Source organism: Halosimplex amylolyticum, assembly GCF_051414035.1.
Lineage (GTDB): Archaea > Halobacteriota > Halobacteria > Halobacteriales > Haloarculaceae > Halosimplex > Halosimplex amylolyticum.
The window spans coordinates 1591384-1618185 of record NZ_JBLKNW010000001.1 but is presented as its reverse complement, the minus strand read 5'-3'; the positions used below and the strand labels follow the sequence as shown (position 1 = coordinate 1618185).

23 protein-coding genes are annotated in these 26802 nt (G+C 68.6%); 6 read left to right on the top strand and 17 right to left on the bottom strand.

Going from position 1 to position 26802, the window contains the following annotated elements; all coding sequences use genetic code 11:
- Positions 1–49: 49 nt before the first annotated feature.
- The 3 genes from ACMGFE_RS07590 to ACMGFE_RS07580 all read right to left on the bottom strand — a co-directional run bounded on the left by ACMGFE_RS07590 (position 50) and on the right by ACMGFE_RS07580 (position 2013).
- Positions 50–628, bottom strand: a complete 579-nt coding sequence (locus ACMGFE_RS07590; RefSeq protein WP_436924487.1) for a CBS domain-containing protein — start codon at positions 626–628, stop codon at positions 50–52.
- Positions 629–740: 112 nt separating this feature from the next.
- Positions 741–1529: a GTP cyclohydrolase III gene (locus ACMGFE_RS07585; protein ID WP_436924486.1), complete on the bottom strand. Its 789-nt coding sequence runs from the start codon at positions 1527–1529 to the stop codon at positions 741–743.
- 70 nt (positions 1530–1599) lie between these two features.
- Positions 1600–2013 (bottom strand): DUF7344 domain-containing protein, encoded by a 414-nt coding sequence (locus tag ACMGFE_RS07580; protein ID WP_436924485.1) that lies wholly within the window; start codon positions 2011–2013, stop codon positions 1600–1602.
- A 205-nt stretch (positions 2014–2218) separates the two neighbouring features.
- On the opposite strand from ACMGFE_RS07580, the gene glmU reads away from it, so the two are divergent.
- The 3 genes from glmU to ACMGFE_RS07565 all read left to right on the top strand — a co-directional run bounded on the left by glmU (position 2219) and on the right by ACMGFE_RS07565 (position 5360).
- Complete coding sequence (glmU, locus tag ACMGFE_RS07575) at positions 2219–3403, top strand: bifunctional sugar-1-phosphate nucleotidylyltransferase/acetyltransferase (RefSeq protein ID WP_436924484.1); 1185 nt, start codon at positions 2219–2221, stop codon at positions 3401–3403.
- A 125-nt stretch (positions 3404–3528) separates the two neighbouring features.
- The gene (locus ACMGFE_RS07570) at positions 3529–3711 is read left to right on the top strand and encodes a DUF7576 family protein (protein ID WP_436924483.1); all 183 of its coding nucleotides are present in this window, start codon (positions 3529–3531) and stop codon (positions 3709–3711) included.
- A 404-nt stretch (positions 3712–4115) separates the two neighbouring features.
- The gene (locus ACMGFE_RS07565; RefSeq protein WP_436924482.1) at positions 4116–5360 is read left to right on the top strand and encodes a mandelate racemase/muconate lactonizing enzyme family protein; all 1245 of its coding nucleotides are present in this window, start codon (positions 4116–4118) and stop codon (positions 5358–5360) included.
- An 82-nt stretch (positions 5361–5442) separates the two neighbouring features.
- On the opposite strand, the gene ACMGFE_RS07560 is transcribed toward ACMGFE_RS07565, so the two are convergent.
- Positions 5443–6054, bottom strand: coding sequence for an NUDIX hydrolase (locus tag ACMGFE_RS07560; RefSeq protein ID WP_436924481.1), 612 nt, complete (start codon positions 6052–6054; stop codon positions 5443–5445).
- 124 nt (positions 6055–6178) lie between these two features.
- Here ACMGFE_RS07560 and ACMGFE_RS07555 point away from each other — a divergent pair, with 124 nt between their 5' ends.
- Positions 6179–6919 (top strand): HFX_2341 family transcriptional regulator domain-containing protein, encoded by a 741-nt coding sequence (locus ACMGFE_RS07555; protein WP_436924479.1) that lies wholly within the window; start codon positions 6179–6181, stop codon positions 6917–6919.
- 410 nt (positions 6920–7329) lie between these two features.
- Here the strand turns inward: ACMGFE_RS07555 and gfo6 are convergent, their stop codons facing one another.
- From gfo6 to ACMGFE_RS07505, 10 genes are all read right to left on the bottom strand, one after another.
- On the bottom strand, positions 7330–8397 hold the full coding sequence (gene gfo6 / locus ACMGFE_RS07550; protein ID WP_436924477.1) for a D-xylose 1-dehydrogenase Gfo6: 1068 nt from the start codon (positions 8395–8397) through the stop codon (positions 7330–7332).
- Positions 8398–8602: 205 nt separating this feature from the next.
- Entirely contained in the window at positions 8603–9688 is a 1086-nt protein-coding gene (locus ACMGFE_RS07545) for a 3-oxoacyl-ACP synthase (protein ID WP_436924476.1), read from the bottom strand.
- Positions 9685–10785, bottom strand: coding sequence for a branched-chain amino acid ABC transporter permease (locus tag ACMGFE_RS07540; RefSeq protein ID WP_436925160.1), 1101 nt, complete (start codon positions 10783–10785; stop codon positions 9685–9687). The genes ACMGFE_RS07545 and ACMGFE_RS07540 overlap by 4 nt, the downstream gene beginning before the upstream one ends.
- A 169-nt stretch (positions 10786–10954) precedes the next feature.
- The gene (locus ACMGFE_RS07535; RefSeq protein ID WP_436924475.1) at positions 10955–11998 is read right to left on the bottom strand and encodes a branched-chain amino acid ABC transporter permease; all 1044 of its coding nucleotides are present in this window, start codon (positions 11996–11998) and stop codon (positions 10955–10957) included.
- The gene (locus tag ACMGFE_RS07530; protein WP_436924474.1) at positions 11995–12693 is read right to left on the bottom strand and encodes an ABC transporter ATP-binding protein; all 699 of its coding nucleotides are present in this window, start codon (positions 12691–12693) and stop codon (positions 11995–11997) included. The genes ACMGFE_RS07535 and ACMGFE_RS07530 overlap by 4 nt, the downstream gene beginning before the upstream one ends.
- On the bottom strand, positions 12690–13547 hold the full coding sequence (locus tag ACMGFE_RS07525) for an ABC transporter ATP-binding protein (RefSeq protein ID WP_436925159.1): 858 nt from the start codon (positions 13545–13547) through the stop codon (positions 12690–12692). Before ACMGFE_RS07525 ends, ACMGFE_RS07530 begins: the two co-directional genes overlap by 4 nt.
- A gap of 2 nt (positions 13548–13549) precedes the next feature.
- Entirely contained in the window at positions 13550–15025 is a 1476-nt protein-coding gene (locus ACMGFE_RS07520; RefSeq protein WP_436924473.1) for an ABC transporter substrate-binding protein, read from the bottom strand.
- Between the two features lie 155 nt (positions 15026–15180).
- Positions 15181–15882, bottom strand: a complete 702-nt coding sequence (locus tag ACMGFE_RS07515; RefSeq protein WP_436924472.1) for a helix-turn-helix domain-containing protein — start codon at positions 15880–15882, stop codon at positions 15181–15183.
- A 148-nt stretch (positions 15883–16030) separates the two neighbouring features.
- On the bottom strand, positions 16031–17686 hold the full coding sequence (locus tag ACMGFE_RS07510) for an AMP-binding protein (protein ID WP_436924471.1): 1656 nt from the start codon (positions 17684–17686) through the stop codon (positions 16031–16033).
- Positions 17679–18479 (bottom strand): alpha/beta fold hydrolase, encoded by an 801-nt coding sequence (locus ACMGFE_RS07505; protein ID WP_436924469.1) that lies wholly within the window; start codon positions 18477–18479, stop codon positions 17679–17681. Before ACMGFE_RS07505 ends, ACMGFE_RS07510 begins: the two co-directional genes overlap by 8 nt.
- A gap of 275 nt (positions 18480–18754) precedes the next feature.
- Here ACMGFE_RS07505 and ppc point away from each other — a divergent pair, with 275 nt between their 5' ends.
- Together ppc and ACMGFE_RS07495 are read left to right on the top strand one after the other, a co-directional pair.
- Positions 18755–21451, top strand: a complete 2697-nt coding sequence (ppc, locus tag ACMGFE_RS07500; protein ID WP_436924468.1) for a phosphoenolpyruvate carboxylase — start codon at positions 18755–18757, stop codon at positions 21449–21451.
- A gap of 82 nt (positions 21452–21533) precedes the next feature.
- Positions 21534–21977, top strand: coding sequence for a universal stress protein (locus ACMGFE_RS07495; RefSeq protein WP_436924467.1), 444 nt, complete (start codon positions 21534–21536; stop codon positions 21975–21977).
- A 97-nt stretch (positions 21978–22074) separates the two neighbouring features.
- Here the strand turns inward: ACMGFE_RS07495 and ACMGFE_RS07490 are convergent, their stop codons facing one another.
- From ACMGFE_RS07490 to glpA, 3 genes are all read right to left on the bottom strand, one after another.
- Entirely contained in the window at positions 22075–23448 is a 1374-nt protein-coding gene (locus tag ACMGFE_RS07490; RefSeq protein WP_436925158.1) for an anaerobic glycerol-3-phosphate dehydrogenase subunit C, read from the bottom strand.
- Positions 23449–23516: 68 nt separating this feature from the next.
- Complete coding sequence (gene glpB, locus ACMGFE_RS07485) at positions 23517–24791, bottom strand: glycerol-3-phosphate dehydrogenase subunit GlpB (protein ID WP_436924466.1); 1275 nt, start codon at positions 24789–24791, stop codon at positions 23517–23519.
- Positions 24781–26520, bottom strand: coding sequence for an anaerobic glycerol-3-phosphate dehydrogenase subunit GlpA (glpA, locus tag ACMGFE_RS07480; protein ID WP_436924464.1), 1740 nt, complete (start codon positions 26518–26520; stop codon positions 24781–24783). The genes glpB and glpA overlap by 11 nt, the downstream gene beginning before the upstream one ends.
- Positions 26521–26802: the final 282 nt, after the last annotated feature.

The window sequence follows — 26802 nt, the reverse complement described above, 5'->3', positions numbered from 1 at the left end:
GGTGCGGTGCGACCGGGGCGCGGCGTCGGCGGTTCAGGAGGCGGACCGTCTAGATATCCCGACAGTCCGCACAGAGCAGCTGTCCGTTGAACGGCGAGAGGTCCCGCGAGAGCGAACCGCAGGCCTCGCAGAGCGACTGGTCGGTGAACCGCCCTTCTCCACCCGGTTCGGTCGCGGCCGCACCGCGCCCGGCGGAGACGCCCGCGACGGCGCGCTCGCGGCCGCCCGAAGTGGGGCCGTCCGCCGTCGGTGCGAACGGCGACGCGGTCATCAGGTCGTGTTCCGAGAGGACGCCGAGGAGTTCCGAACCGTCGGAGACGAGCACGCGCTGGGTCGACAGCGCGGACATCTCGTCGGCCGCCTCCGCGATGGTCATCCCCGGCGCGACGGTCGGTATCGAGTCTGTCATCGCCTCCGAGACGTCGGCGGACTCCCCCTCCGCCCTGACGAACGCCTCCAGCGCGTCCCGCTCGGTCACGACGCCGACCGGGTCGGCCCCCCGCATCACGACCGCGCTGTCGGCTTCCTCGTCGAGCATCAACTCGGCGGTCTCCCGGAGGTCGTCCGACTCGCTGACGCCGACGAACTCGCGGTCCATCACCTCCTGGACGCTCACGTCTCGTTCCATGTGGGGACCTTTCGCACACTGCGTCTAAAAGCTACCTGCACCACCCTTAAGACGCCGGATGGCGTAGATCCAGAGTCACAGACCGACTGTCAGCTACTGCTCCGAACGGTCCTCAGGCGGGCGGTTCGGCGTCGGTCGCTGACCGGTCGACGTGGACGACCTCGCCGGTCGCCCGACACTCTTCGAGCGCGTGTTTGGCGGCCATCCCGGCGTCCTGGGCGACGGCCCCGCGGCCGACCCCGACCTGGAGTTCGACGTCGACTGCCTCGTGCACGTGTGCGACGGCGTCACGGTAGTCCTCGGGGTCCATCGCCGAGCAGACCGCGATGATGTTGTCGCCGCCGACGAAAAACGACAGCGAGTCGTACGCCTCGCGCATGTACCGCATCAGCTCGGCGTAGCCCTGTTCGATCTGGATGAAGGTGTCGAACTCGTTGAGTTCGTCCGTGTACTTGCCCGTGGCGTCGACCACGTCGAAGTGCGCGATCTGCAGGTCGTCGTCGGACCGGAACTCCGCCTCGATGGCGCGGCCGCGGAGGATCTCCCGGCGGGACTTGTCCTGGGCGCTCCCGGCTTCCTGAAGCTGTTCGGTGGCGGTCCCGAGCGCCTCGGCCGGCGTCGTTCCGGTCGCGACGCTCAGGCTCATCGTCACCGGGTACCGGTTGCCGACTGACTCCTGGATGAGGGCGTGGTCGTCGACTGTCAGGCCGTTCGTCACGGCGATCATGTTGTCGAAGCGGGAGAAGAACACGTACCCGCCCCTGTTGCCGATCAGTTGCGAGAGGTCGGCGTACAGGCGGGACTGGAGCGTCTGGAGGTCGACTTCCCGGCGCGGTTCGGGCGTGACTGTCCAGGGCCCGTAGTTGTCGATCTGGACGTGCGTAACCTGCGTGTTCGTCACAGTACCGGCTCGTTAGATAGCTGCCTGTATTGTTCTTTCCGTTCCCGATAGCGGGCGTGGGCCCGTCGGGTCACCCGCCACTTTCGGCGTCGGGATCCCTCCGAGACTCCGAATCGGGGGCTGTCTCGTCGGCGGCGTCGGTCTCGCCGTCGTCCGCCAGCAGCCGCTCGTCGTCGGTGGCGAGTTCGACGGTGCCGACGAGCGAGTCGTAGGTGACGACGCCGGTCGCCGTGAGTTTGGGCAGGTGCTGCTGGAAGAAGTCCCGACGGACGGCGTCCGCGGCGTCCGCCGGCACCTCGTCGACCGGTTCGTCTCGTTCCGTTGCCGCGACGTGGCGGGCCAGGTCGGAGATCGGGAGGGCCCGTTCGCACTCGGCGAGTCGGGTCAGTGCCTGGCGGCGACGGTCGTCCGCCCGCAGATCTGCGATCACAGACTGCGGTAGCTCAGACCGCTCGTCGCGCTCCGCCTCTCCCCCGACCGTCACGAGTCGTCCCCTCCCCGGGCCCCTCGCTTGCACTCGATTTCGGTCATCGTTCCCGAACTACGGGTCGGCAGCTTTTGTATGTGTCGCGGTACCACACGTCACTGGTCCTCCGCGGCGGCTCGGTCCGGCGAGGCCGAGCGGTTCGGTGCGTGTCACCGCACCCCGTTGCGGTACCTCTTTGGGACGTCCGGGCGACTCCGTCAGTATGCAAGTCGTCCTCTTGACCGCCGGGGAGGGTACCCGGATGCGGCCGCTGACGGAGTCGCTGCCCAAGCCGATGCTGCCGGTCGCGGACAGGCCGCTGGTCGCCCACGGTGCAGACGCCGCCGTCGACGCCGGCGCGTCCGAACTGATCCTCGTCGTCGGCTACGAGGCCGAGGCGGTCAGGGAGTACTTCGGCGGGGAGTACCGCGGCGTCCCCGTCGAGTACGCCGTCCAGGAGGAACAGCTGGGGACGGCCCACGCCGTCGAGTGCGCGAGCGGGTACCTCGACGGCCCCTTCGTCGTCCTCAACGGCGACGACCTCTACGACCGCGCGAGCGTCGACGCGCTGCTTTCGGCCGAGGGCCCCGCCGTGGGCACCTACCGGGTCGACGACCCCACGAGCTACGGCGTGTTCCAGGTCGAGGACGGCGTCGTCACCGGCATCGTCGAGAAGCCAACCGACCCGCCGACGGACCTGGTGAACGTCGGCGCTTACCGCTTCCCCGCGGAAGCGCGCGAGTGGCTCGACGTTCCGCTCAGCGAACGAGGCGAACACGAGATCACCGACGTGCTCTCGAAGGTGATCGCCGAGCGCTCCGTCGCTACCGTCGAGGTCGAGCGCTGGCTCGGTTGCGGCCGCCCGTGGGAACTGCTCGAAGCCAACGAGTGGAAGCTCGGCGACCTCGACCGCAACGTGCGCGGCGACGTCCACGACAGCGCCGACCTGCGCGGGCCAGTCGTCGTCGAGGAGGGCGCGGCGGTCGACGCGGGCGTCGTGGTCGAGGGCCCGGCGCTCATCCGCTCGGGCGCCGAGGTGGGGCCGAACGCGTACGTCCGCGGCGCGACGCTCCTCGCGGAGGACACCCACGTCGGCAACGGCGTCGAGATCAAAAACAGCGTGGTCATGGCGGGGACCCACGTCCCGCACCTCTCGTACGTCGGCGACAGCGTCCTCGGCCGCGACGTCAACTTCGGGGCCGGCACGAAGGTCGCGAACCTCCGCCACGACGGCGAGTCCGTCCGGTTCACCGTGAAAGGCGACCGCGTGTCGACCGGCCGCCGGAAGTTCGGCGTCGTCGCGGGCGACGGCGCGAAGACCGGCATCAACACCAGTCTCAACCCCGGCGTGCGACTCTCCTCCGGTGCGACCACGAAGCCCGGCGAGTCGGTGACGAGAGACCGCTAACCGCCCGATTCCGTGGCCGACGCACTCGGGACAGTCGGGGCGGAACTGCGCCCCGGCCTCCGACCGCTGTGCCCTCGCGTTCGATGTATGCGATTAAGTGGGTCGATGTCCTCGACTGTGACAAGATGGTGGATCCGACTTCCGATCTGAACGAGGACGTGGCCGAGGACGATGCGCCGACGTGCGCCGTCTGTGGCGACGCGCTGGTCCAGAACCCCGACCACAGGGTGATAACCCGCGTAACGGACGGCGAGGTCGAAACGACGCACTTCTGCAGCGAAGCCCATCGCGACGAGTGGACCGGTTGACCGGGCGGGGAACCGGACCGCGACGCGTCGGACAGTTTCTCGTCGCGCTACTTCGACAGTACTCTCCCTTCGATTGCCGTCTCGCGTCGTCCACGAGCAGATGAGGAGGCGGCGCCGATCGTGGACGCCGAATAGGGCGACACCGGCCGTGGACACTGAGTGGGACGTGACCGCTCACTGGCGATCCGCTATCGGATTGCCCCCGACTGGACAGTCCGTCATCGCCGTGGGCCTGGATCGTCGCGATCGACGACGCATTCACTCGTAGGACCTGTCAATCCCGCTACGTCGCCGGAATCGGTGATGCGGAACAGACCGTACGCGCGCTCCACTCGTTCCGTAGAGTCGAACGGCGTAGAACCGATTCCTCCACACTTTAGTACAGCCCAGCAGTAGCCGGCGGCATGGGACGCGATTATCGGGATCTGCACGATCCGAACGCGGAGTACACGATGCGGGAACTGTCGGCGGAGACGATGGGCGCCACGGCCAAGCGGGGTGGCGGCCGCGACGTCGAGATCACCGACGTCCAGTGCACCATGGTCGACGGGAACTTCCCGTGGACGCTCGTCCGCATCTACACCGACGCCGGCATCGTGGGGACCGGCGAGGCATACTGGGGCGCGGGCATCCCGGAGCTGATCGAGCGGATGACGCCGTTCCTCATCGGTGAAAACCCGCTGGACATCGACCGGCTGTACGAGCACCTGGTCCAGAAGATGTCCGGCGAGGGCTCGGTCGAGGGCGTGACGGTGTCCGCCATCTCCGGCATCGACGTCGCGCTGCACGACCTGGCGGGCAAGATCATCGAGGTCCCCGCCTACCAGCTACTGGGTGGCAAGTACCGCGACGAGATGCGCGTCTACTGTGACTGCCACACCGAAGAGGAGGCGGACCCCGACGCCTGCGCCGACGAGGCCGAGCGCGTCGTCGAGGATCTGGGCTACGACGCCCTGAAGTTCGATCTGGACGTCCCCAGCGGGTTCGAGAAGGACCGCGCCAACCGCCATCTCCGGCCGGGCGAGATCCGCCACAAGGCCGAGATCGTCGAGAAGGTCACCGAGCGCGTCAAGGACCGCGCCGACGTGGCCTTCGACTGTCACTGGACGTTCTCCGCGAACTCCGCCGAGCGCCTGGCCGAGGCCATCGAGGACTACGACGTGTGGTGGCTCGAAGACCCCGTCCCGCCGGAGAACCTCGAAGTCCAGGAGAAGGTGACCGACTCGACGACCACGCCGATCACCGTCGGCGAGAACCGCTACCGCGTCACCGAGCACCGCCGCCTCCTCGAGGAGCAGGCGGTCGACATCATCGCGCCCGACATGCCCAAGATCGGCGGCATGCGCGAGACGAAGAAGATCGCCGACGTGGCCAACCAGTACTACGTGCCCGTCGCGATGCACAACGTCTCCTCGCCGGTCGGCACCGTCGCGAGCGCCCACGTCGGCACCGCCATCCCGAACTCGCTGGCCGTCGAGTACCACTCCTACGAGCTCGACTGGTGGGAAGACCTGGTCGAAGAGGACAACCTCATCGACGACGGCTACATGACCGTCCCCGAGGAGCACGGTCTCGGCGTCACCCTCGACCTCGACACCGTCGAGGAACACATGGTCTCCGGCGAGACGCTGTTCGACGCGGCTCCCTGAGCCGCGTCGAACCGGCGACGCGAAGCGTCGACTCGTTCGACGAAGCGTAAAGGACCGCAAAAACGCCGTTTTTTGGTCGTCTTCAGCCGAGGAAGAACCGGATCAGCACGTCGTGGCCGGGAGCCGCGTCGTCGGGCACCTCGTCGAACCACTCCAGGTCCGGTCGCTCGGCGATGCTTTCGGGCCCCGGCGGGGTGCCGTCAGCACTGCCGGCCGGTGGCCCGGCGTCGGTTCCGTCGGAGTCGCCCGGCGCGACGCCCGGGGGCGTGTTGCCAGCGGGCCCCACTCCGCTGCCCTCCATGCCCGGGAGCAGAGAGGCGCCGAACGCGACGCTGTAGCCGACGATGCTCTCGTCGCCGTTCTCCGTGCGCGTCTCGGTGCGGACGACGAGTTCGGGGGCCTCGACGTCGACCGGGACGCCGATCGCCTCCTCGCTCCAGCGGTCGGCCGCGATCGCCCAGTCCTCGTCCACGCCGACGGGACCGTTCGGCAGCGTCCAGCCCTCGATGTACTCCGAGTCGATCAGGAGGAGGTGTCCGTCGTGGCTGGTCAATCCGACGACGACGAGCCCGCTCTGGCTCTCGGCGCCCTCCGCGACCGTCTCGAACTCCGCGTCGTCGACGACGCGCGATTGTTCGCGGAACTCGACGCCGGGGACGTCACGGAGCGCCTCCGGATCCCTGATGCCTGCCATGGAGTGACAGTGGTGGGTGGCGTGATTAAAGCTTGGCGGGAAGCGGGGAGGGGCTGGGGCGGCGACCCTCGACCGCGTCGTCGCCACCGAAACGCTCAGGGCGGTCCGGGTCGCGCTTGCTCGCATGCGAACCATCGACGAAGTCCACGTCGTGCCGCTCGGCTACGAGCACGACCGGATCCTCCGGCCGGTCCGCAAGCACGACGCGGACGTGGTCTACCTCCTCGCTCCCGACGGCGAGCACACCCCGCTGACCCCCTACCAGGAGGCGCTCGTCGAGGAACTCGGCGCCGACGGTCGGACCATCCGGTTCCGCGAGACGAACCTGAGCGACCTCTACGACGTACTCGCGGTCGTGACGACGGTCGCGGCAGACCACCAGACCGACGTCGTCCGCGTGAACGTCTCCAGCGGCGGGAAACTCGCCGCCATCGGGAGCGCCATCGCCTGCATGGCGACCGACGCGACCGCCTACTACGTCCACGTCGAGGAACACGTCCCCGACCTCGAATCCACCCCGCGCACGCGGGGGATGAGCGACGACGAAGTGCTCCCCTCCTACCCCATCGAAGCCGTCTCGCGCGACCAGGTGGCGATACTCGATTACCTCTCGAAGACCAACGACGAGACCTACACTGCGAAGAAATCTGACCTCATCGACTTCGCAGAGTCAGAGCGGCTCTCGTTCATCGCGGACGCCGACCCCGCCAACGACAAGGCGAAGTTCGCCCTGCTGAACGCCAACATCGTCGACCCGCTCGTCGACGACGGCTACGTCGAGGTCGAACGCGTCGGCCGGCAGAAACAGATTCGCCTGACCGAGACCGGCGAGAACGTCCTCCACGCCTTCCGCCACAAGATCTGAGCGCGCTCGTTCGCGCCCTCACAGCGTCGTTTCACGCACTGAACGGACTGTTCTCCCAGGACGGTCATTCTGGTACGTATAGTATGAATAGTATCGATACATTAGATAGTACCTCGATAGAGATTACGAACCCCCTGCCCGTAGCAAGAAGTGCGCGCAGTGCGGTGGGTCGGACGGTGCATCGGTGGCCCTGTCAGGTCCCCTCCGACGCTTCGGCCCTCCACCCGTCCGCTGCCGGACTGCGTCGCTGGTGTATCGCGAGCGAATGGATCACAGCCTCTGACACGCGGAGCGACCGTCGAGCGGTCGCTTCGCTTCTCCGACGAGCACTCGAAGAACGACGGGCACTCGAAAAACGGCGAGCGCTCGAAGAATAGCGGGAACTCGAAGAACGGTGAGCGAGACGTTCGCTACAGCTCGACGCGTTCGCCCGACTCGGCCGCCTCGTAGACGGCGTCGATGGCGCGCTGGTCGACGAGGCCGTGTTCGCCGTCGCCTGGGATCGGCGTGTCCGTGAGGATGTGGTCGCCGAAGTACTCCAGGGAGCGTCTGGTCTCGTGGATCTGGTCGAACTCGGTGGTGACGGTAGTGTCGCCCCGCGTGACCGTCAGGACGCGCTCGCCGGCGAGGAAGGCGTCTTCGAGCAGCAGTTCTCCCTCGGTCCCGACGACGCGGAGACTGCTGGCGAACTGGGCGTTCTGGCTGGCGGTACAGGACGCGAGGACGCCGTCGGGGAACTCGACGGTGAACGATGCGCGCTCGTCGGGCACCTCGTCGAAGGCCTCGTGGCCGGACCAGGTCGCCCCCGAGACGGCGACGGGGTCCTCGTCGAGGACGAACCGCGAGGTGTTGATGGAGTAGACGCCGAGGTCGGTGACGGACGTGCCCGCGCCGGCCAGGTCGGGGTTGAGCCGCCACTGGTCGTAGTCGTCGTTGATCTCCAGGAGCCGCTGGGACATGTTGCCGTGGACGAGCGCCACGTCGCCGATGAACCCGTCGGCGATGAGCTGGCGCATCATCCGCACGGCGGGCTGGACGTGCATCCGGTACTCGACGCCGAGGGTCACGTCGCTCGCGGCCTCGACGAGCTTCTCGGCCCGTTCGGCGTTGGACTCGAGGGGCTTCTCGCAGAGGATGTCCTTCCCGAACTCGGCGGCCGCCTCGACGTACGGCAGGTGGAGCGCGTTCGGGGTGCCCACGTAAACGGCGTCGTAGGCGTCGCTCGCCTCGCCGTCCGTGAACTCGTCGTAGGTGAGCGCGTGCTCGATGGAGTCGTGCTGGTCGGCCACGCGCTGGGCCTTCTCCGTCGTCGAACTCACGACCGTCGTCGTCTCCAGCGTGTCGTAGTCGTTCGTTGCGGGGATGGCGTGGTCCAGCGTCCACCAGCCGAGACCGACCATCGCGAACCGGACGGTCCCCTCGTCGGGTTGCGGCCAGTCGGGCGTCGTGAACTCGTCGAAGTACTCGCGCAGATCCATAGACGTGTGACTGGACGCGACCGGCATAAGTGATGCGAAGGATGCCGAAATTCCACCACAGGAGCCGTCAGATTCGGCATGGCCGGACGATCGACCTGCGCGTTCGAAACAGGCCCCGCGTCGCACTCGCGGCCGTTTGCGAGTCGTAGTCGGGGGTGGTCACGGGTCGTAATCGGAGCCGATCGCAGGCCTCGGTCGAGGCGGGCTACGGGTCGTAGCCCGGACCCGTGATCGTCCGCGGTCGGGAGACGGGCTCGGCGTTCCGGTCGTCGGTCTCGCCGGCCCATTCGAGCACCGTCGCGGCCCACGTGTACCCGGTCCCGGCGGCGAGATACAGGACCACGTCGCCCCGGCCGAGCCAGTCCCGCGAGCGGGCCTCGGCGGTCGCGAGCGCCTGGTCGACGCTCTGGACGTGGCCGTACTCGTCCAGGTAGTAGTGCCCGCGCTCGCCCAGTTCCAGTTCGTCGCAGAGGTGGGCGTGGAACGACCGCTTCATGTGAGTGATGGCGGCGAAGTCCAGGTCCTCGCGGTCGTACCCCGAGCGGTCGAGCGCGGTGTCGGCGACGTCGAGGAAGTTCGGCAGGCTCACCTCGGCCAGACGGGCTTTCATCGACTCGTGGTCGGGCACGCGCAGGGCGTGCATGCCCGCGTCGACTGTCTCCCGGGAGGCCGGATACCGCGTCCCGCCCGCGGGCATCACCACGTCGCGGGAGAAGCTGCCCTCGGTGACCGCCGCGCTCTCGCGGACGGTGGCGAGCGCGCGTTCGGGCGCGTCGCGTTCGAGGACGAGCGCCGACGCGCCGCTGCCGAAGTTGAAGGTGAAGGAGGTGTCGGGGTCGCCGTAGTCGACGAGGTCCTCCTCGCGGCTGGCCGCGACAAGAAGCATCCTGTCGGGTGCGTCCGCTTCGAGTTGCGCCTTGGCTTCCCGAATCGCGACCGGTGCGCCCGCACAGAGCGCGTAGCTCTCCGAGGCGTAGGCGTCGGTGGCGCCGATCCGGTCGGCCACGTCGGCAGCGAGGCTCCAGACGACGTGGTCTTTGTACTCGCTGCCGTGATAGCGGACCGCGTCGAGGTCGGCGGGGTCGCAGCCGGCGTCGGCGAGCGCGGCCTCCGCGGCCGCGACGCACATGTCGCTGGGCTGGTCGTCGCCGTCCCGGCAGACGTGCTTCCGGCGCACGCCCATCTTCTCGACGACGACGTCTCTCGGGATGCCGCTGCGCTCGGCGACGTCCGCGCCGCCGATGGTCTCGTCGGGGAGGGACGTCCCGACGCCTGTGAGGTGGACGGTCATCGCTCACCCCACAGTTTCGCCGGCAGTCGTTCGGCGACTGGGCCGCCGAGCGCGTCCCTGACCGTCCCGAGGAGTCCGTTCGGGACGTAGAGGACGAACAGCACGAACACGATGCCGACGTAGAGACTGGCGTGACCGTTCAGCGCGGCGCCGATGAACCCCTCGACGGTGAGGCCGCCGGGGATCTCCGTCGTCAGCAACCCCTGGCTGAGCGTCTGTCGGAGGTACGGGAGCAGGCCGCCGCCCTGGCCGGTGTTCGAGAGGAACTCGCGGACGCCGTGGTCGAAGAGGTGGCCGTACAGCGGGCCGGCGAGCGTGCCGAACCCGCCGATGATGCTCGCCAGCAGGGCGTCGCCGGTCACCAGGAAGTAAAAGGAGTTCTCGGGCGTGACCGAGCGCTTGAACCCGGCGAACAGCGCGCCGGCGACGCCCCCGAAGAAGGCGCTCATCACGAACGCCCCGAGCTTGTAGCGGAACGTGTCGTAGCCGATCGCCTCGGCGCGCTCCTCGTTCTCCCGGATGGCGACCATCACGCGGCCGAACGGGGAGTGGACGACCCGCTGCATCGCGAAGTACGAGACGAGCACGACCAGCCCGACCATGTAGAACGAGACGGTGTAGGTGCCCAGCGTGTGGCCGAGCAACTCCAGCGTGTCGCCGGAGAACGTCCCGATCGCGAGGGTCAACTGGTCGACGAACGGGATCCCGATCTCGAAGCCCTCGGGGTGGGCCGACCCGACGGCGGGGCCGTCGCGCGGGTTACTCGCCACGTAGTCCCAGCCGCGGACGAAGACGTAGAGGACCTGGGCGAACCCGAGCGTGATCATCGCGAAGTAGACGCCCGTCAGCCTGAACGAGAGCAGGCCGATGACGACCGCGAGCCCGGCAGCGAGGACGCCCGCGAGGACGAGCGACACCATGAACGGCGTGCCCGTGGGGAGGAGCGGGACCTTGCCGTTCGCGATCAGGATGACGACGTAGGCGCCGGTGCCGTAGAAGGCGGCGTGGCCGAACGAGAGGTAGCCGGTGTACCCGCTGACGAAGTCGAACGACATCGCGAACAGCGCGAAGTACAGCACCGCGACCATCGAGTCCATCCGCGGCAGGACGGCGACCGCGAGGTTCGCGACTGGCGAGTTCGTCAGCAGGTGGTAGACGCCGGGGTAGGCGACGAGCGCGAGGATCACCAGCAGGTGGACCTGCTGGCTGCGCAGGCGGTCGAGGGGCCAGCCGACCTCGCGGTCGCCGACCCAGCGCGTGACGGAGCTAATGGCCGCCCACCTCCTCGACGCCGTACAGGCCCTGTGGCTTGACGACGAGCATGCCGACGAGGATGAGGAACACGGTCATCTGGGGCAGCCAGGTCCACGTGACGACGACGTTCTGGAACCACCAGGTCGTCGTGGCGTCGGCCATCCCGACGACGAGCGCGCCCGCGACGGTGCCGCGGAACGTGCCGAGACCTCCGATGATGACCACGACGAACGCCGGCAGGAGCGCCTCCGCGGCGAGCGGCACGCTCGCGCCCCAGACGGGGTCCCACATCAACAGCGCGCCGGCCACGCCGGCGATCCCGGCGCCGAGGGCGAACACGACCGTGAAGACGCGGCGCACGTCGATGCCCAGCGCTTCGGCCATCTCGGTGTCCTCACTACCGGCGCGGATATAGAGGCCGTAGCGCGTCCGCGTCAGGAAGGCCCAGATCGCGGCGACGGTGGCGATCCCGAGCAGGATCTCGAAGACGGCCAGCCCGCGTATCGAGAGCGGCCCGAGCGACTGCTCGGTCGCGAGGAAGCCCGGCTTGGTGCCGAGCGCGCCCTGCCACTCCGAGAGGGGCTGGAGCCCGTAGAACTGGACGACGATCCTGACGACCTCTTCGAGCACGAGCGTCAGCCCGAACGTGAGCAGGATCTGGTAGATCGGCGGCCGGTCGTACAGCTTCCGGATGAGGCCGACCTCCATGACGCCGCCGAGCAGCACGAGCGCGCCGAAGACGACGGCGAGCGCGCCGAAGAAGTACGCCAGGCGGGTCCACTGGCCCGTCGCGCTCCCGACGAGGACGACCATGACGACGCCGGCGAGGTACGCGCCGATCATCGTCAGCGACCCGTGCGCGAAGTTGAGCACGCCCATCAGGCCGAAGATGAGCGTGAGTCCGCTCGCGATCATCACGTAGATGGCCGACTTCGCCAGTCCTTCCACGAGCACGCTCGCGAGGTTGGAGGGCCGGAGGAACTGGCCGAGGCCGTCCGCGAACCCGGTCTGGAGCGGGACCGTCGCGAGTTCAGCCGCGAGAGCGGGGTCGATCATGCCGAGAGGTACCTCCTGAGCCGTTCGTCGTCGGCCGAGACCTCGTCGGTGTCGCCGTCGTCGACGACGCGGCCCTTGTCCAGGACGTAGAAGCGGTCGGCCAGATCCAGCGCCAGCGGGAGGTTCTGTTCGACGAGGAGCAGCGTCGTCTCGCGGGCGGCGTCGTTCAGGGCCTGAGCCACGTCGGTGACGATCTGCGGGGCCAGCCCCTCGCTCGGCTCGTCCACGAGGAGGAGGTCGTTCTCGCCGACGAGGCCGCGCGCGAGCGCGAGCATCTGCTGTTGGCCGCCCGAGAGGGTGCCAGCGTCCTGGTCGCGGCGCTCGTCGAGGATCGGGAAGGTGTCGTAGACGGTCGCCAGCGCTCGGCCCGCGTCGGCGCCGTCCGGGACGGCGACGCGGACGTTCTCGGCGACGGTGAGCTGCGAGAAGATCCGCCGGTCCTCGGGGATCCACCCGACCCCCCGCTCGGCGACCTCGTGCGTCCCGAGGCCGACGAGTTGCTCGCCGCGGTACTCGACGCTGCCCGCGCGGGGCGGCGTCAACTGGAGGACCGACCGCAGGGTGGTCGTCTTGCCGACGCCGTTGCGGCCGACGAGCGCGACGACCTCGCCTTCCTCGACGGAGAGCGTGACGCCTTCGAGGACGTGGCTCTCGCCGTAGTACGTCTCGACGCCGTCGAGTTCGAGCAGCGTCACGCGATCCCTCCCGGCCCCTCGTCGTGGTCCGTTCCTCGGTCGCTGGAGTCCGCTCGTCGGCTGTCGGCGTCCGTCCGCCGGTCCTCCAGGTCGCCCGGTTCGTACCCGCCGAGATACGCTTCCTGGACGGCGGGGTCCTCGCGGACGGCGCTCGGCTCGTCGTCGGCGATGACCCGCCCCTGGTTGAGGACGACCACCCGGTCGGAGACCTCCATCACGATGTCCATGTTGTGCTCGACCAGGAGGACCGCGTGGTCTTCGGCCACGTCCTCGATGAGCGCGACGATGTCGTCGACGCTCTCCGAGGAGACGCCGGCGTTGGGCTCGTCGAGCAGAAGCACGTCGGGGTCGCCCGCGAGCGCGACGGCGACCTCCAGCTGGCGACTCGCGCCGTGGCTGAGGTTCTGCGCGAGGTCGTCGGCGCGATCCGCGAGGCCGACGCGGTCGAGCACCGCTCGGGCCTCGGCGACGTACTCGTCGAAGTCGTCGACGTTCCGCCAGAAGGTCGCGGCGTCGTCGCCGTGGGCCTGCGCGGCCACGCGGACGTTCTCCAGCACCGAGAGCGTCGGGAAGACGTTCGTGATCTGGTACGAGCGGTGGACGCCCATCGCCGCCGTCTCGTCGGGCGACGCGTCGGTCACGTCGACCCACTCGCTGTCGCCCTCGCGCTCGCGCCGCAGTTCGATCGACCCGTGGGTGGGTTCGAGCACGCCGGTCAGGAGGTCGAAGAACGTAGTCTTGCCGGCCCCGTTGGGCCCGATGAGCGAGCACAGTTCCCCGCCGAGTTCGAAGTCGACGTCGTCGACCGCGGTCAGCCCACCGAACTGTTTCGTGAGGCCTGTCGTCCGCAGCATGCTCACAGCGAACAGTTCATGTCCGGGCTGTCGGCCGGGATCGTCGCGTCCTCGCCCGAGATCCGGGCTTTCGGCTCCCCGGGCTGGATGTCGGCGGCCCAGCTGTCGGCCCACTCCTCGCGCGTCGGGATCGGGTCGGCGACGGTCATCTCCGACCGGGCCTGGTTGTTGTACTCCTGGAACGTGTAGGCGCCGTCGCCTTTCGGCGTGTCGGTGACGGTCATGCCCTTGAGCGCGCCCGCGATGTCCTCACCCGTGGTCGAGCCCGACGCCTGCACGCCCTGGTGGATGGCCGACGCGGCGGTGAACGTCCCAGAGGTGAACAGGTCGGGGACCGCACCGTAGGTGTCGGTGTACGTCTCGACGAACGCGTCGTTGATCTCGTTGTCGTACTGGTTCCAGTGGTAGCGCGTGGTGAACGGCCCCAGCTTGGCGCTGCGGATCTTCTCCTCCGTGAGCGGCTCCCCGAGGACGTTCTTCATGGTGTTCGCGACGACGGCGTTGGTGATCCGGGTCGCGAACCCGCCGAACGCACGGTAGGAGTAGTCGCCCGAGAGGAACGAACTGAAGAGGTTCGGGAGGGTCGCGACGGTGAACCCGCCGACGATCCCCTCCGCGCCCGCCTCCTCTGCGTTGTCGAGTAGACCGTCCCACTCGGCGTACCCGCGCTCGACGAAGCGTTCGCCGACGATCTCGACGCCCTCGTCTTCGAGGACCGTCCGGTAGTTGTTGACGACGGCCCGCCCGAAACTGTAGTCGGCGCCGAACAGGAACACCTTCGACACGTCCGTCTCGTTGGCGACGTAGCGGCCGCCCGAACGGGCGTCCATGGCCGTGTTCTCGCTGGCCCGGTACACGAGATCGCTACAGCTCTCGCCGTCCGACGTGATAGCCGCCGACGCGGCCGGCCCGGCCATGTACGGGACCTGCGCCTGGTTGACGACCTGCCCGATCACCCGCTGGGCGGCGCTGGAAGACGAACAGCCGAAGAGCATGTCGACGTCGTCCTCGCGGACGAGCGACGTGGCCGCCGACTGCGCGCCGTCTGCCGTAAAGCCCGTGTCGCGGACGAGCAACCGATAGTCCACGTCGCCGACGGACACCGTGGTCTCGCCGGTCCCTACGTCCGCCGGCGGAGCCTCGCCGGCCTTGTAGGCGAGCCCGGAGAGGAAGCCCCAGACGCTCTGTTGGCCGTAGTACGACAGGTCGCCCGACATCGGCTGGAGCACGCCGATGGTCAGTTCGCCCGATACGTCGTTCGTCGTGGCCGTCGATGTCCCGTTCATCGTGGGTTCGTCCGTCTCCGTCGCGTCCATCCCGCCGTCGCCGTCGCCGTCCCCGGTCCCACCGTTTCCACCGGTGTCACCGTCGCCGGCGTCGGTCGGTGTCCCGTCACCTTCGGCACAGCCGGCCAGCGCCGCGACGCCGGCCACGCCCAGCGACTTCAGTGCCCGCCTCCGCGTGATATGCTCTCGCATGATACCAGTTTCTACCGCTCTAGCGGCCATAGCAACCCGGGTTTACATGTTAACGACCGCGTTCGGGACGGGGAACGGAGCGGTGCGGACGGTCGGCAACGGACGTCAGTCGGCGGGAAAATGCGGTGTCGACCGTGCGACCCCGAGGACAGTGCTCATTCCAGTTCGTCGAGCGCGTCCACCACGCGCTGGATCATCTTGCGCTGTCCCCGGCGGAGGTTCTTCGAGACGGCCGGCTTGGACACGTCGAACTCCTCCGCGAGGGTGCCGAGGGTGGCGTCGCGGGGGGACTCGAAGTAGCCCGAGGAGACGGCGGTCTCCAGCGTCTCGCGTTCGGTCTCCGAGAGGTCCTCGCAGCCCTCGATGAGCGTCATGGCCGCCCCGGCGTTCTGCACGAGGTCCTGCATGTCCGGGAGAGCGGCGTTCGTCCGCTCGACCACGTCGAACTCGTTGTCGCGTTCGAGTTCGGCGAGCGTGTCGTCGGCTTGGCGCGGGCGGTCGAAGCCGACGTGCCACACCTCGCTCCCGCCCTCGATGTAGAACGGGCCGGTGATGTAGCCGTCGTTGCGCCGGATCGTCCGCATCGCTTCGGTCTCGTCGATGACCGTCTTGATGTGGGCGACGTCGTCGCGCCGGCTCAGGAGCGTGTAGTCGTGCATGTTGCCGTGCTCCCGGAGCGCGTCGAGCCCCTGGGACAGCTGTCCGCGGTCGCCGCCCTCCACCACCATCCGCGTCTCCAGTTCCCGCCGGGACGTGTCGAAGTCCCAGTGGATGGCGGAGAACGCCACCCCGTGGTCCGCCGTCGTGTCGATGAACGGACAGTCGTACTGCTCCATGTCCATGGAGATATCTATCATGCGCGGGACACCCTGTTGTCGTACGGACTTCCTTAATGAACTTAAATTATTCTACCTTCGAAGGCAACCTCGGCTGTAGGAGCGTCCTATCGCGCGACCACGGTCGGATCGGCCCGCCGTCCGCCGGGTGCACGGCGCCGGTCTTCGCTCACTCGCCGAACTCGGCCTCGACGGCGTCGCGGTCGATCTTCGACGGGCCGCTCGTCGGGAGTTCGTCCACGAACGCGATCCGTCTGGGGTGTTTGAACCGGGCGAGCGTCCCGTCGAGGAACTCGCGGAGTTCGTCGACCGGCAGCGGGTCGTCGGCCCGGTCACCGGCTCGCTCCGCACCCGGCGCGAGTTCGACCACGGCCTTGCCGACCTGGCCCCACTGGTCGTCGGGGACGGGGACGACGACGACGTCGGCGACGACCGGGTGGTCGGCGACGGCGTCCTCGACTTCCGCGGGGTAGACGTTCTCGCCGCCGCTGACGAACAGGTTCTTCTTGCGCCCTTCGATGGAGACGTAGCCCTGCTCGTCGACGCGGGCGAGATCGCCCGTCGACACCCAGTCGCCGAACGTCTCGGCGGTCTCCGCGGGCGCACGCCAGTATCGGTCGGCGGCGTGCGGCGAGCGGAGCTGCAGTTCGCCGATATCGCCCTGGGGAACCTCCACGCCGTCGTCGTCGACGACGCGAGCGTCGACGTGGACGTTCGCGACGCCGACGGTGTGGGCCTTCTCCCGGGGCCAGCCGTCGGGCATCGCGAAGTTGTTGGGGCCGCACTCGGTGAGGCCGTAGCCCTGCGAGAGGTCGACGCCACGGTCCCACCACGCCTCCATGACGGACTGGCGACAGGGGCCGCCGCCGGACTTGACGAACCGGAGCGACGACAGGTCCGTCCCGTCCCAGCGCTCGTGTTCGACCATCATCCGGAGGACCGCGGGCACGGCGACGAGAACGCTCGCCGACCGGTCCTCGACGATGCCGAGGATCTGGCCGGGGTCGAACTCGCGGTCGATCACGACCTGCCCGCCCATGTGGAACAGGGGGACGGTGAGGACGTTCCACCCGCCGGTGTGGAACATCGGGAACACCATCGGCGTCACGTCGTCGTCGCGCAGTCCCCACGCCGTGATCGTGTTCACCGAGTTCCAGACGATCGCCTCGTGAGAGACGACCGTCTCCTTTGGCGTCCCCGTGGACCCGCCGGTGTGCAGGAACAGGTGCGGGTCGCCGGGCGCGACTGTCGGCCCGTCGAACTCGCCGCCGTCCTCGGGAAGCGCCGACGCGTAGGTCTTCCACGTCGATTCGCCGTCCACGGGCAGCGACAGGATCGGACAGTCGCCGGCCCCCGTGTCTTCTGCGGTCGCTTCGGAGACCAGATCGGCGAAGGGCTCCTCGACGACCAGCAGTTCGGGGTCGACGGCGGCGAGCAACTCGGCCAGTTCCGGCGGGGCCAGCCGGTGGGACAGCGGCGCGAGGAGGCCGCCAGTCTTCCCCGTGGCGAAGAAGAGATCGACGTACTCGGGCCGGTTCCGGGAGACGACGGCGACGCGGCCGCCGGCGCGCCCGGTCACGGCTCCGTCGTCTCCCTCGTCTCCTCCGGTCGTCTCCTCGTCACCTCCGATTGTCTCCTCGTCACCCCCGTCGAGCGAGACCCCGTGGTCGGCGAGCAATCGAGCACAGCGATTCGCCCGCCGGTCCAGTTCGGCGTAGGTGTACTCCGTCCCGGTGGCGGCGTCAACGAGTCCGACCCGGTCGGGCGAGAGCGCCGCCCGTTTGGCGCTCCACGCGCCGACCCACTCCTGGGCGCCCCTACGCATCGCTGAAGAACTCCCGGAGTTGGTCGTTCACGCGCTCGGGTCGTTCGATGAAAAAGAGGTGTGAGCCACCCTCGATTTCGGCGTACGTCGCCCCGGGGATCAGCTCCGCGAGGAGACGGCCGTTCTCGACCGGAAGGACGTGGTCGTCGGCCCCGTGGAGGACGAGCGTCGGGAGGGCGAGGTCGTCGAGTCGATGACTCTCGTCGAACTCGGCGGCGGCCGCGCTCTGCCACTCGTAGGCCCGATCGGAGGGGTCCGTGTCGAGCCGCCAGTCGACGATGCGGTCTATCACCTCCGGCTCGCGCTCCCAGAACTCGTCGGTGAACGCAGGCCGCATCTTGTGGCGGATGGTCTCGGCCGGGCCGTACTCCTCGGGGACGTTCAGCATCCTGGCCCGCGTCTCCTCCGGGATCGGGACGGCGTCGTCGCCACCGGGCGTCGTACAGAGCAGGGCGAGCGACTCGACGCGGTCGTACTCCAGGGCGTACTCCTGTGCGATCATCCCGCCGAGACTGGCCCCGACGAGGTGCGTGCGCTCGACGCCGGCGTCGTCGAGCACGGCGTCGAGGTCTTCCGCCATATCGGCGACGGTGTAGGGACCCTCGGGCTCGTCGGAGTCCCCTGTCCCCCGGTTGTCCCAGACGAGCGTGCGGTACTCGTCGAACGCCTCCCGTTGCCAGCCCCACATCCACGTTCCGTAGCTCAACCCCTCGACGAACGTCACGACCGGCGCGTCCTCGGGCCCATCGAACTCGTAGGCCAGTCGCGCGCCGTCGTTCATCGCGTAGGCCATGTGACAGACGTCGAACCCATCGCCCTTCAAGCCGGACGTTCACGTGTGAACCCCGGCTACTTCCCGGACGGCGCCGCCGTCACGGCCCACCGGTTCGAGAGACGGGAACTTCGACGTCGATCCGTTCGGCACTCCGGAACACGTCGAAACCGAATTCGACTATCGTCGAGTAAGGGAGGCGTTCGAGCCGGTGGGGTCGCCGGATCCAACATGCACGTCCCTGATGATTCTCGAAATCCGCTACAATTATACGAGTGGGCCTGACACGCACTGTTATGGATTTGCATGCCAGAGAGGTGAACCAGGACGTACGGGAGTTAGGGGAGCTCCTGGGAGAGATCATCAAGGGACAGAGTTCCGAATCTGCGTTCGACATCGTGGAACAGATTCGGACGGCGGCCGTCGCCTATCGGCGTGGGGAGGCGGCGGACCGTGCGGTCATCCACGAGACGCTCGACGGGCTCTCCGCGGAGGAACAGGACGTCGTCGCGCGGGCGTTCACGACCTACTTCGAACTCATCAACCTCGCGGAGGAGCGCCAGCGCGTCCGCGAGATCCGCGAGGGGAGTCAGGACGGGACGCTCGAAGACAGCGTTCGCGACGCGGTCGAGGAACTCGCCGAGCGCGACCTGAGCGCCGAGACGGTCGAACAGGTGCTAGAGGACGTGCTCATCCAGCCGACGTTCACGGCCCACCCGACGGAGGCCCGTCGCAAGACCGTGAAGGCGAAGCTCCGGTCTGTCTCCGAGCACCTGGAGACGCTCGACGAGGTGCGCCTCACCAGCGACGAGCAGGCGGACGTCGAACGCGACCTGGAGGCCGAGGTCACGAGCCTCTGGCAGACGCCGCAGGTCCGCGACCGGCGGCCGGAGGTGACCGACGAGGCGCTCAACGTCCAGTGGTACCTCGAGAACGTCCTCTTCGTCGTCATCAGCGAGGTGTACGACGCGCTCGAACGCGCCGTCGACGAGGAGTTCGACGGCGAGGTGGACGTCCCGAAGCTCTACGAGTTCCGCTCGTGGGCCGGCAGCGACCGCGACGGCAACCCGTTCGTCACCCCCGAGGTCACCGAGGAGACGCTCGACCGCCAGCAGTCGGTCGCGCTCCCGCTCTACCGCGACCGCCTGAAGGCCCTCTCGGGCATCCTCAGTCAGGACGCCCGCCAGATCGACACCGGTGAGCGCTTCGACGAGCGACTGGAGGCCCACCGCGAGCGCCTCCCCGGCGTCGCGAGCGAGGCCGAAGAGCGCTACCCGAACGAGCCCTACCGCCAGATGCTCAAGCTGATGCGCGAGAGCGTCCTGCGGGTCAACGACGTGCGCTCGGGCGGCTACGAGGAAGAGTCGGAGCTCCTCACCGACATCGAGACGATCGCCGAGAGCCTGCGCGCCAACGGCGCCGAGGTGATAGCCGAGTCCCAGGTCGACCCGCTGTACCGGACGGTCGACACCTTCGGGTTCAACCTCGCCAGCCTCGACCTGCGCGACCACCGCGCGAACCACACCAACGCCATCGCCGAGGCCGTCGACCGCGAGGGGATCGACTACGAGGCCATGTCCGAGGACGAGCGTGTCGACTTCCTCACCGAGGCCATCCTGCAGGACGAGCCCGTGATCGACGTCGAGGACCGCCAGGGGTACTCAGACGACGCCGAGCGCGTCCTCCGCCTGTTCGCCGAGACCGCCGAGTGGCAGCGCGACTACGGCGTCGACGCGATCGACACCTACGCCATCAGCTGGTGCGAGGAGCCCTCGCACGTCCTCGAAGTCCTGTTCCTCGCCGATCAGGCGGGCATCGTCGACCTGCCGGGCTACTGCGGGCTCGACGTCGTACCGCTGCTCGAATCGAAGTACGCCCTCGACGGCGCACGCCGCATCATGGGCACGCTGTTCGAGAACGAGGCCTACGAGCAGGCGCTCGACGCCCGGAACGGCGTCCAGGAGATCATGCTCGGCTACTCCGACTCCAACAAGGAGAACGGCTTCCTCGCGGCGAACTGGAGCCTCTTCCGCAACCAGCGCCGACTCGCCGCGATCACTGACGACTACGACGTGGAGATGCGGCTGTTCCACGGCCGCGGCGGCTCCATCTCCCGCGGCGGCGGCCCGATGAACGACGCGATGCTCGCCCTGCCGAACGAGACGGTCTCGGGGCAGATCAAGTTCACCGAGCAGGGCGAGACCATCTCCGAGAAGTACGCGAACCGGTCGATAGCCGAGCGCAACCTCGAACAGATGCTCAACGCACAGATCCGCGCGCGTCACAACGCGATGGAAGCGCCCGTCGAGGAGGTCCCCGATGAGTGGACCGAGGCGATGGAGACGGCCGCCGAGGCCGCCCGCGAGGAGTACCTCGACCTGCTGGAGACCGACGGCTTCGTCGAGTTCTTCGAGACGGCGACGCCGATCACCGTCATCGAGAACCTGAACCTGGGTTCGCGTCCGGCCTCCCGGTCCGAGGACCGCAGCGTCGACGACCTGCGCGCCATCCCGTGGGTGTTCTCGTGGACGCAGGCCCGCTGTATCCTCCCGGGGTGGTATTCCCTGGCGACCGGGATCGAGACGTATCTCGACTCCGGGGGCGATATGGAGACCCTGCAGGAGATGTACGAGGAGTGGCTGTTCTTCCAGACGACGCTCGACAACGCGGCCCTCGCGCTCGCGCGCTCGGAGATGGAGATCGCCGAGCAGTACGCCGACCTCGCGCCCGAGGACCTGCGCGACGAACTGTTCCCGCGCATCCGCGAGGAGTACGAGAGCGCCGTCGACGCGATCAAGGAGATAACCGGCCGCGACAGCCTCCTGCGCCGCGAGTGGCTCGAAGAGAACCTCGCGCGGCGCAACCCCTACGTCGACCCGCTGAACCTCCTGCAGGTGCGACTGCTCTCGCAGTCCCACCTCACCGAGGAGGAGAGCCGCACGCTCCGCCTGACGGTGCAAGGTATCGCCGCCGGGATGAAAAACACCGGGTAAGCGGGGCCTATCGCCGCGATCGCGCCGATTTCAGAATTGACCGCCGAAAACGGCTTCACGCGAGCGGTCGAACGACTGACGCATGGCGCTGGAAACAGTTCTGCTCGCAGTCGGGCCGGACGACGACGACCGCGTCGAGACGCTGGCGGACACCGTCCGGGACGTGGCGGGACCGGCGGGCGCGACGGTCGTCCTCGGGCACGTGTTCACGGACGAGGAGTTCGCCGACTACACCGACCGGATGGACTTCGACGAGGGCGGCGACCCGGACAGCATCGCCCGTCGCCACCGGAACGTCAAGCGGTTCCGGGACCTGTTCGACGGGTCGGGCCTCGACCTCGAAGTCCGTAGCGCCGTCGGCCCCCACGGCGAGGCGATCGTCGAACTGGCCGAGGAGGTCGGCGCCGACATGGTGTTCGTCGGCGGTCGCAAGCGTCGACCCACCGGCAAGGCCGTGTTCGGCTCGACGGCCCAGACCGTCCTGCTCGAAGCGCCCTGCCCGGTGACGTTCGTCCGGAGCGGCTGAGTGCCGAAGGACGGGCGCCTCACCGTATCACTCTCCAGTTTCGGGGTCGGCCAGACCGGCGACTGGCACCCGCGATGTCACAACGGATTCGAGGCGGTCACTCCGAGACGAGGGCGGCTTCGAGCACTTCGAGCGGGTGGCGGATCTCGTAGCCGGTGCCGTGTTCCATCTGCATCGCGCAGGTCGGACACTCGGTCATGCCCGTCTCGCCCGCGGCGCCTTCCATGTGCTCGAACATCTCCTCGCCGATGGCCATCGACTTCTCGTACTTCTCTTCCTTCCAGCCGTAGGTGCCGGAGATGCCCGAACAGGAGTCGCCGACGTCCTCGACGTCGACGCCGTCGAGGTCGCGGAACAGCTCCACGGCCTGGCGGTCGAGCCCCTGATTACGGGCGTGACAGGGCGCGTGGTAGGCGAACTCCTCGGCGAGTTCCCCGGCCACGTCGGCCTCCGCGACGGCGCCAGAGAGGTCCTCGTGGACGCGCAGGTACTCGACGGCCTCGTAAGTGTGGGCGGCGACGTCGGCGGTCCCCTCGAAGTCGAACAGCTCGGGGTACTCCTGTCGCAGGGACATCGAGCACGACGTACAGGAACAGATGGCGTCGTAGCCCTGATCGACCAGGTCCGAGAGCGAGGAGACGTTCACCTCTGCGTCCCGGCGAGCGTCGTCGAGCATCCCGTTGGCGAACATGGGCGTGCCCGAACAGCCCTGCTCGGGGACGACGATCTCGTAGCCGAAGTGCTCGAACAGGGAGACCAAAGCCTTGCCCACCTCCGGGGTGTTGTAGTTGGCGTAACAGCCGTGGAAGTACGCGACCTTCTTGTCCGCGTCGGGGTCCTCGCCCAGCCGTTCGCGGCGGGCGCGAGCGCGCTCTCTGGACCCAGCCGCGGCGCCCTCCGCGGCCCACCACTCGCGGAACGTCTCCGTCGCGAACGCGGGGAACTCACGCTCGCTGGTGACGCCCAACGCCTTCTCCATGACCCAGCGGGCCGGTCCGAAATTCATCGCGACGTTCGCGAGCCGGGGGACCTTGCTCGCGAAGAAGGCCGAGGTGCGGTAGTTCGCGAGGATCCGGTTGCGCCAGTACTCGACGGAGAGCTTGTCCATCTGCTCGTCGACGTAGCGCCCGCGCGTCGTATTGTGCATCTGCGAGAGCGGAACGCCCGACGGACAGGCGTCGTCGCAGCGCATGCAGTTCGAACAGTCCAGCACCGAGTCGTCGACCTCGAAGTCCTCGTCGGTCTGGGTGAGCCGCCACTGCTCGGGCCCCTGGAACTTCGGTCCGGGGAAGTCGTCGTCGACCTCCGCGACCGGGCAACTCGTATCGCACGAGGAGCACTTGTAACAGGAGTCGGCGCCGGGCCGGAGGTCGAACTCCTCGGCGTCGCCGAAGACGTCGACCGTTTCGTGTCCGTCGTTCGCGTTCGGTTCCGCTGGCTCGAATTCGCTAGTGTGTTCCGTGTCGCTCATCGTGGTCTCGTCGGCGTAGTCGGCCGTACCGGCGTCTGCGTCGCTCGCGCCACCGCGTTCGGTATCGCTCATCGCACCGCCTCCGCGGCGGCGGTCCCGGCCGCGTGCCCGGTCGCGATGGAGACCCCGCTGCCCGATTTCTCCGCTGCGAAGTCGTACCCTCCGAGCACCGACCCCGCCGCGCGCAAGTTCTCGAACTCGACCGACCCCTCGTCGTCGAGCGGTCGGAGCGTCCCGTCGGTCCGGACGCCGAAGTGTGCGAAGTCGTGGTCGCCGAAGGCGTCCCGGTCGAACCACTCGTAGCGGTCTGCGGCGTGGGGGACGTGACAGTCGAAAATCGGCTCTCGGACCCCCTCGCGGTCGGAGCCGATGCCCTTGCCGACCAGACCGCCCGTCGCGAGGACGAACTGCTCGGCCGTGAAGGGGATCCGCGCGCCGTTGCGGTCGATGGACACCTGTTCGACCCGACTCTCGCCGTCGTAGTCGACGACTGGGTTGCCGGTCTCCATGCTGACTCCCGCGTCGTCGAGCGCCGCGTAGAGGTCGTCTTCGAGGCGCAGTCCCGGTAGCGACGGCGGCCCCATCGGCACCTCGAAGACGGGTACGCCGAGCGCGCGTTCGAGGGATTCGCGGACTGCCGCGGGATCGTCGTCGCCGAGCACTGCCGGGAACCCGACTCGCTCGGCCCCGTCGAGGTGCGGTTCGACCGCGGCCGCGAGCGCACTCCGGACGTTGCGGGGACGGCCACCGACCGGGACCTCGCTGTCCTCGTCGAGCAGTTTCGCGTACCGGGTCACCTTCGCGTCGGCGTTCAGGTCGCCGGGGAACTCGATGCTCGCCCCGAGCACGTCGAAGGGCACGCCGGCGTTCCGCAGGTGGGCGGCCGCGTGCGGCGCGTCGAAGTCGACGAGCGACCGGAACCCGACCAGCAAGGCGTCGCGGTCGTCGCTCGCCAGACCGGCGGCGGCGCCCGACGGGTAGCGCGCGGTGGGTTTGACCGTCCCTCCGTGCGTCGGCAACAGGGCGTTCCGGTCGGTGTGGGCGCCGCGGTAGCGGTCGGCTACCTCGTCGAACAGCGCCATGGCCGCACGGACGCCGTCGACGCCGACGGCGCTGTAGGGGTGTTCGTCGGGGAGCGCGGGGATCGCCTCGTACGGGTCGGCGACGGGTCCATCGCCCTCGGGGGTGTACCCCTGCAGGTCGACGAGCCCCGACGCCTGCGCGAGCGTGCTCTGCTTGTACGAGAGCAGGCGGACGTCCGCGCCCTCGCGCGCGGCGGAGAGCGCGGCGAAGGCGCCGGCGAGGCCGCCGCCGATCACCGCGACCTCCGATTCAATCGCCATCCGGCCCTCCGTCCGTCGCGACGCCGGAGTCCGGCGCGGCGTCGACGCCCTCGACGGCGCCCCGGCCGTCGTCGAACGCGCCGAAGTCGACGGGTTCCTCGCGGTCGGCCGGGTCGCGGTCGCGGTTCTGCGTGGTCGCGTGCAGCGCGTAGTTGAGCATGGCCTGCGAGAGCTGTTCGCCCCAGAGGGCGTGGCGCTGGCCCTTCCAGCGCTCCTGCAGGAGTTCGTCCCACGCCTCCCGGACGGTCGGCTCGTCGTAGCTGTCCTCCAGTTCGCCCGCGAGCCGGTGTACGCAGAAGCCGCCCTGGCAGTTGCCCATCGAGGCGCGGGTCCGGATGCGCACGGCGTTCAGATCCGACCCCGACTGCTCGATGGCGTCCTGGACCTCCGCGCGGGTGACCGCCTCGCACCCGCAGATCGTCGGGTTCGGGCCGTCGGTGTCGAGGACTTCCTCGGCGCGCGAGCCGAGGCGCTCGACGCTCCGGCGGCCGATCGGCGACGTGAGGCCGAACTCGTCCATGTAGTCCCGGAGGACCGAGAAGTCCTCGCTGCCGGGCAGCGGGACGACGTCGGTCCGGCAGGCCGCGTCGACGCCGAAGCGGTCGCAGACGTGGTCGGTGATCTGCTCGGCCATCATCCGATAGGTGGTGAACTTCCCGCCGACGATGCTGGTCATCCCCGGCAGGTCGTCGCGCTCGTCGTGGTCGAGCAGGAAGAAATCGCGCGTGATGTCCGTCGGGTCCTCGCTGCCGACGTCCGGAGGTTCGTACAGCGGGCGCACGCCCCAGAACGAGCGGATGGTGCGCGCCGATTCGAGCATCGGGATCAGCTCGGAGAGCGTCTCGATCATCATGTCGACCTCCCACTGCTCCTCGGGGTAGTCCTCGGGGTCCTCGACCTCGACGTCGGTGGTCCCGAGGATCGCCGTGGTCTCGTGGGGGACCACGATGTCGGCGTCGCCTTTCGGCCGGCAGCGGTTGATCACGGTGTCGACCTGCCGGACGTTCATGATCGTCATCACCCCCTTCGAGGGGCGCACTTCGATGTCGACGCCGGCCATGTCGCCGATCCGGCCGGCCCACGCGCCTGTCGCGTTGACGACGTGGTCGGCGCGGATCTCCTCGCGGCCGCCTTCCGTGCCGTGGACACGGGTCCCCGGGCCGGAGCTGTGTTCGACTTCGAGGCCGACGATCTCCCCGTCTTCCACGAGGAGGTCGGTGACCGTCGAGTGCGTCTCGATGCGGGCGCCGTGGTTCATCGCGCTGGCCGCGTTGGCGACGACGAGTCGGAACGGGTCGACGGCGCCGTCGGGGACCGATATCGCCTTCTCGACGTCCGCCGCGAGGTGGGGTTCCCTGGCGCGCGCTTCGGCGCCCGAGATCACCTCGGCGGGGATCCCGCAGGCCTCGCAGCCCGCGAGCTTCTCCTGGAAGTACTCCTCGGCGTCTTCCGGTCGCTTGACGAACATCCCGCCGGTCAGTTCGACGCAGTGACTCGCGACGTCCCGGAGGACGCGGTTCTCCTCGATGCATTCGGTCGCGCTGGCCTGGTCCGAGACCGCGTAACGGCCGCCGCTGTGGAGCAGCCCGTGCATCCGCCCGGTCGTCCCGTGCGTGAGATTTCCCTGTTCGACGAGCGTGACGTCGAAGCCGCGCATCGCGAGGTCGCGCGCGACGCCCGTCCCCGTCGAACCGCCCCCGATGACCGCGATGTGGGGTGTCGATGCCATCTGTCACCCTGCCCGTTGGCGGGCCATGCACTTTACTTCACCGACGCCCCGATAGCGGTGGTAAATTCACTGATCGTCAGTGAAGGCGGACCCATACGCGAGGGGTCGCGATGGTCGATGCGAAATGTCTAACAAGCTAGCAATGGTGGCGGTCGTGCGGAGCCGGTCGCGTAGAGAGACGTTATTGCCAGCGTAAGGCGATACTAACCCGCTTCTGCGATCGGTTGTAGAACCGCCTCTGTCCGGATCTGTCCCGCGATGGGGTCGCGGGCGCGGAGAGGG

What these genes read in the sequence shown, in the direction of transcription:
- ACMGFE_RS07520 (WP_436924473.1), bottom strand. Translation starts at nt 15,025, where the DNA reads ATGCGAGAGCATATCACGCGGAGGCGGGCACTGAAGTCGCTGGGCGTG.
- ACMGFE_RS07525 (WP_436925159.1), bottom strand. Translation starts at nt 13,547, where the DNA reads ATGCTGCGGACGACAGGCCTCACGAAACAGTTCGGTGGGCTGACCGCG.
- ACMGFE_RS07590 (WP_436924487.1), bottom strand. Translation starts at nt 628, where the DNA reads ATGGAACGAGACGTGAGCGTCCAGGAGGTGATGGACCGCGAGTTCGTC.
- ACMGFE_RS07570 (WP_436924483.1), top strand. Translation starts at nt 3,529, where the DNA reads ATGGTGGATCCGACTTCCGATCTGAACGAGGACGTGGCCGAGGACGAT.
- gfo6 (WP_436924477.1), bottom strand. Translation starts at nt 8,397, where the DNA reads ATGGATCTGCGCGAGTACTTCGACGAGTTCACGACGCCCGACTGGCCG.
- ACMGFE_RS07545 (WP_436924476.1), bottom strand. Translation starts at nt 9,688, where the DNA reads ATGACCGTCCACCTCACAGGCGTCGGGACGTCCCTCCCCGACGAGACC.
- glpB (WP_436924466.1), bottom strand. Translation starts at nt 24,791, where the DNA reads ATGGCGATTGAATCGGAGGTCGCGGTGATCGGCGGCGGCCTCGCCGGC.
- ACMGFE_RS07510 (WP_436924471.1), bottom strand. Translation starts at nt 17,686, where the DNA reads ATGCGTAGGGGCGCCCAGGAGTGGGTCGGCGCGTGGAGCGCCAAACGG.
- glmU (WP_436924484.1), top strand. Translation starts at nt 2,219, where the DNA reads ATGCAAGTCGTCCTCTTGACCGCCGGGGAGGGTACCCGGATGCGGCCG.
- ACMGFE_RS07515 (WP_436924472.1), bottom strand. Translation starts at nt 15,882, where the DNA reads ATGATAGATATCTCCATGGACATGGAGCAGTACGACTGTCCGTTCATC.
- ACMGFE_RS07555 (WP_436924479.1), top strand. Translation starts at nt 6,179, where the DNA reads ATGCGAACCATCGACGAAGTCCACGTCGTGCCGCTCGGCTACGAGCAC.
- ACMGFE_RS07560 (WP_436924481.1), bottom strand. Translation starts at nt 6,054, where the DNA reads ATGGCAGGCATCAGGGATCCGGAGGCGCTCCGTGACGTCCCCGGCGTC.
- ACMGFE_RS07490 (WP_436925158.1), bottom strand. Translation starts at nt 23,448, where the DNA reads ATGAGCGACACGGAACACACTAGCGAATTCGAGCCAGCGGAACCGAAC.
- glpA (WP_436924464.1), bottom strand. Translation starts at nt 26,520, where the DNA reads ATGGCATCGACACCCCACATCGCGGTCATCGGGGGCGGTTCGACGGGG.
- ACMGFE_RS07535 (WP_436924475.1), bottom strand. Translation starts at nt 11,998, where the DNA reads ATGATCGACCCCGCTCTCGCGGCTGAACTCGCGACGGTCCCGCTCCAG.
- ACMGFE_RS07565 (WP_436924482.1), top strand. Translation starts at nt 4,116, where the DNA reads ATGGGACGCGATTATCGGGATCTGCACGATCCGAACGCGGAGTACACG.
- ACMGFE_RS07505 (WP_436924469.1), bottom strand. Translation starts at nt 18,479, where the DNA reads ATGGCCTACGCGATGAACGACGGCGCGCGACTGGCCTACGAGTTCGAT.
- ppc (WP_436924468.1), top strand. Translation starts at nt 18,755, where the DNA reads ATGGATTTGCATGCCAGAGAGGTGAACCAGGACGTACGGGAGTTAGGG.
- ACMGFE_RS07495 (WP_436924467.1), top strand. Translation starts at nt 21,534, where the DNA reads ATGGCGCTGGAAACAGTTCTGCTCGCAGTCGGGCCGGACGACGACGAC.
- ACMGFE_RS07540 (WP_436925160.1), bottom strand. Translation starts at nt 10,785, where the DNA reads ATGGACTCGATGGTCGCGGTGCTGTACTTCGCGCTGTTCGCGATGTCG.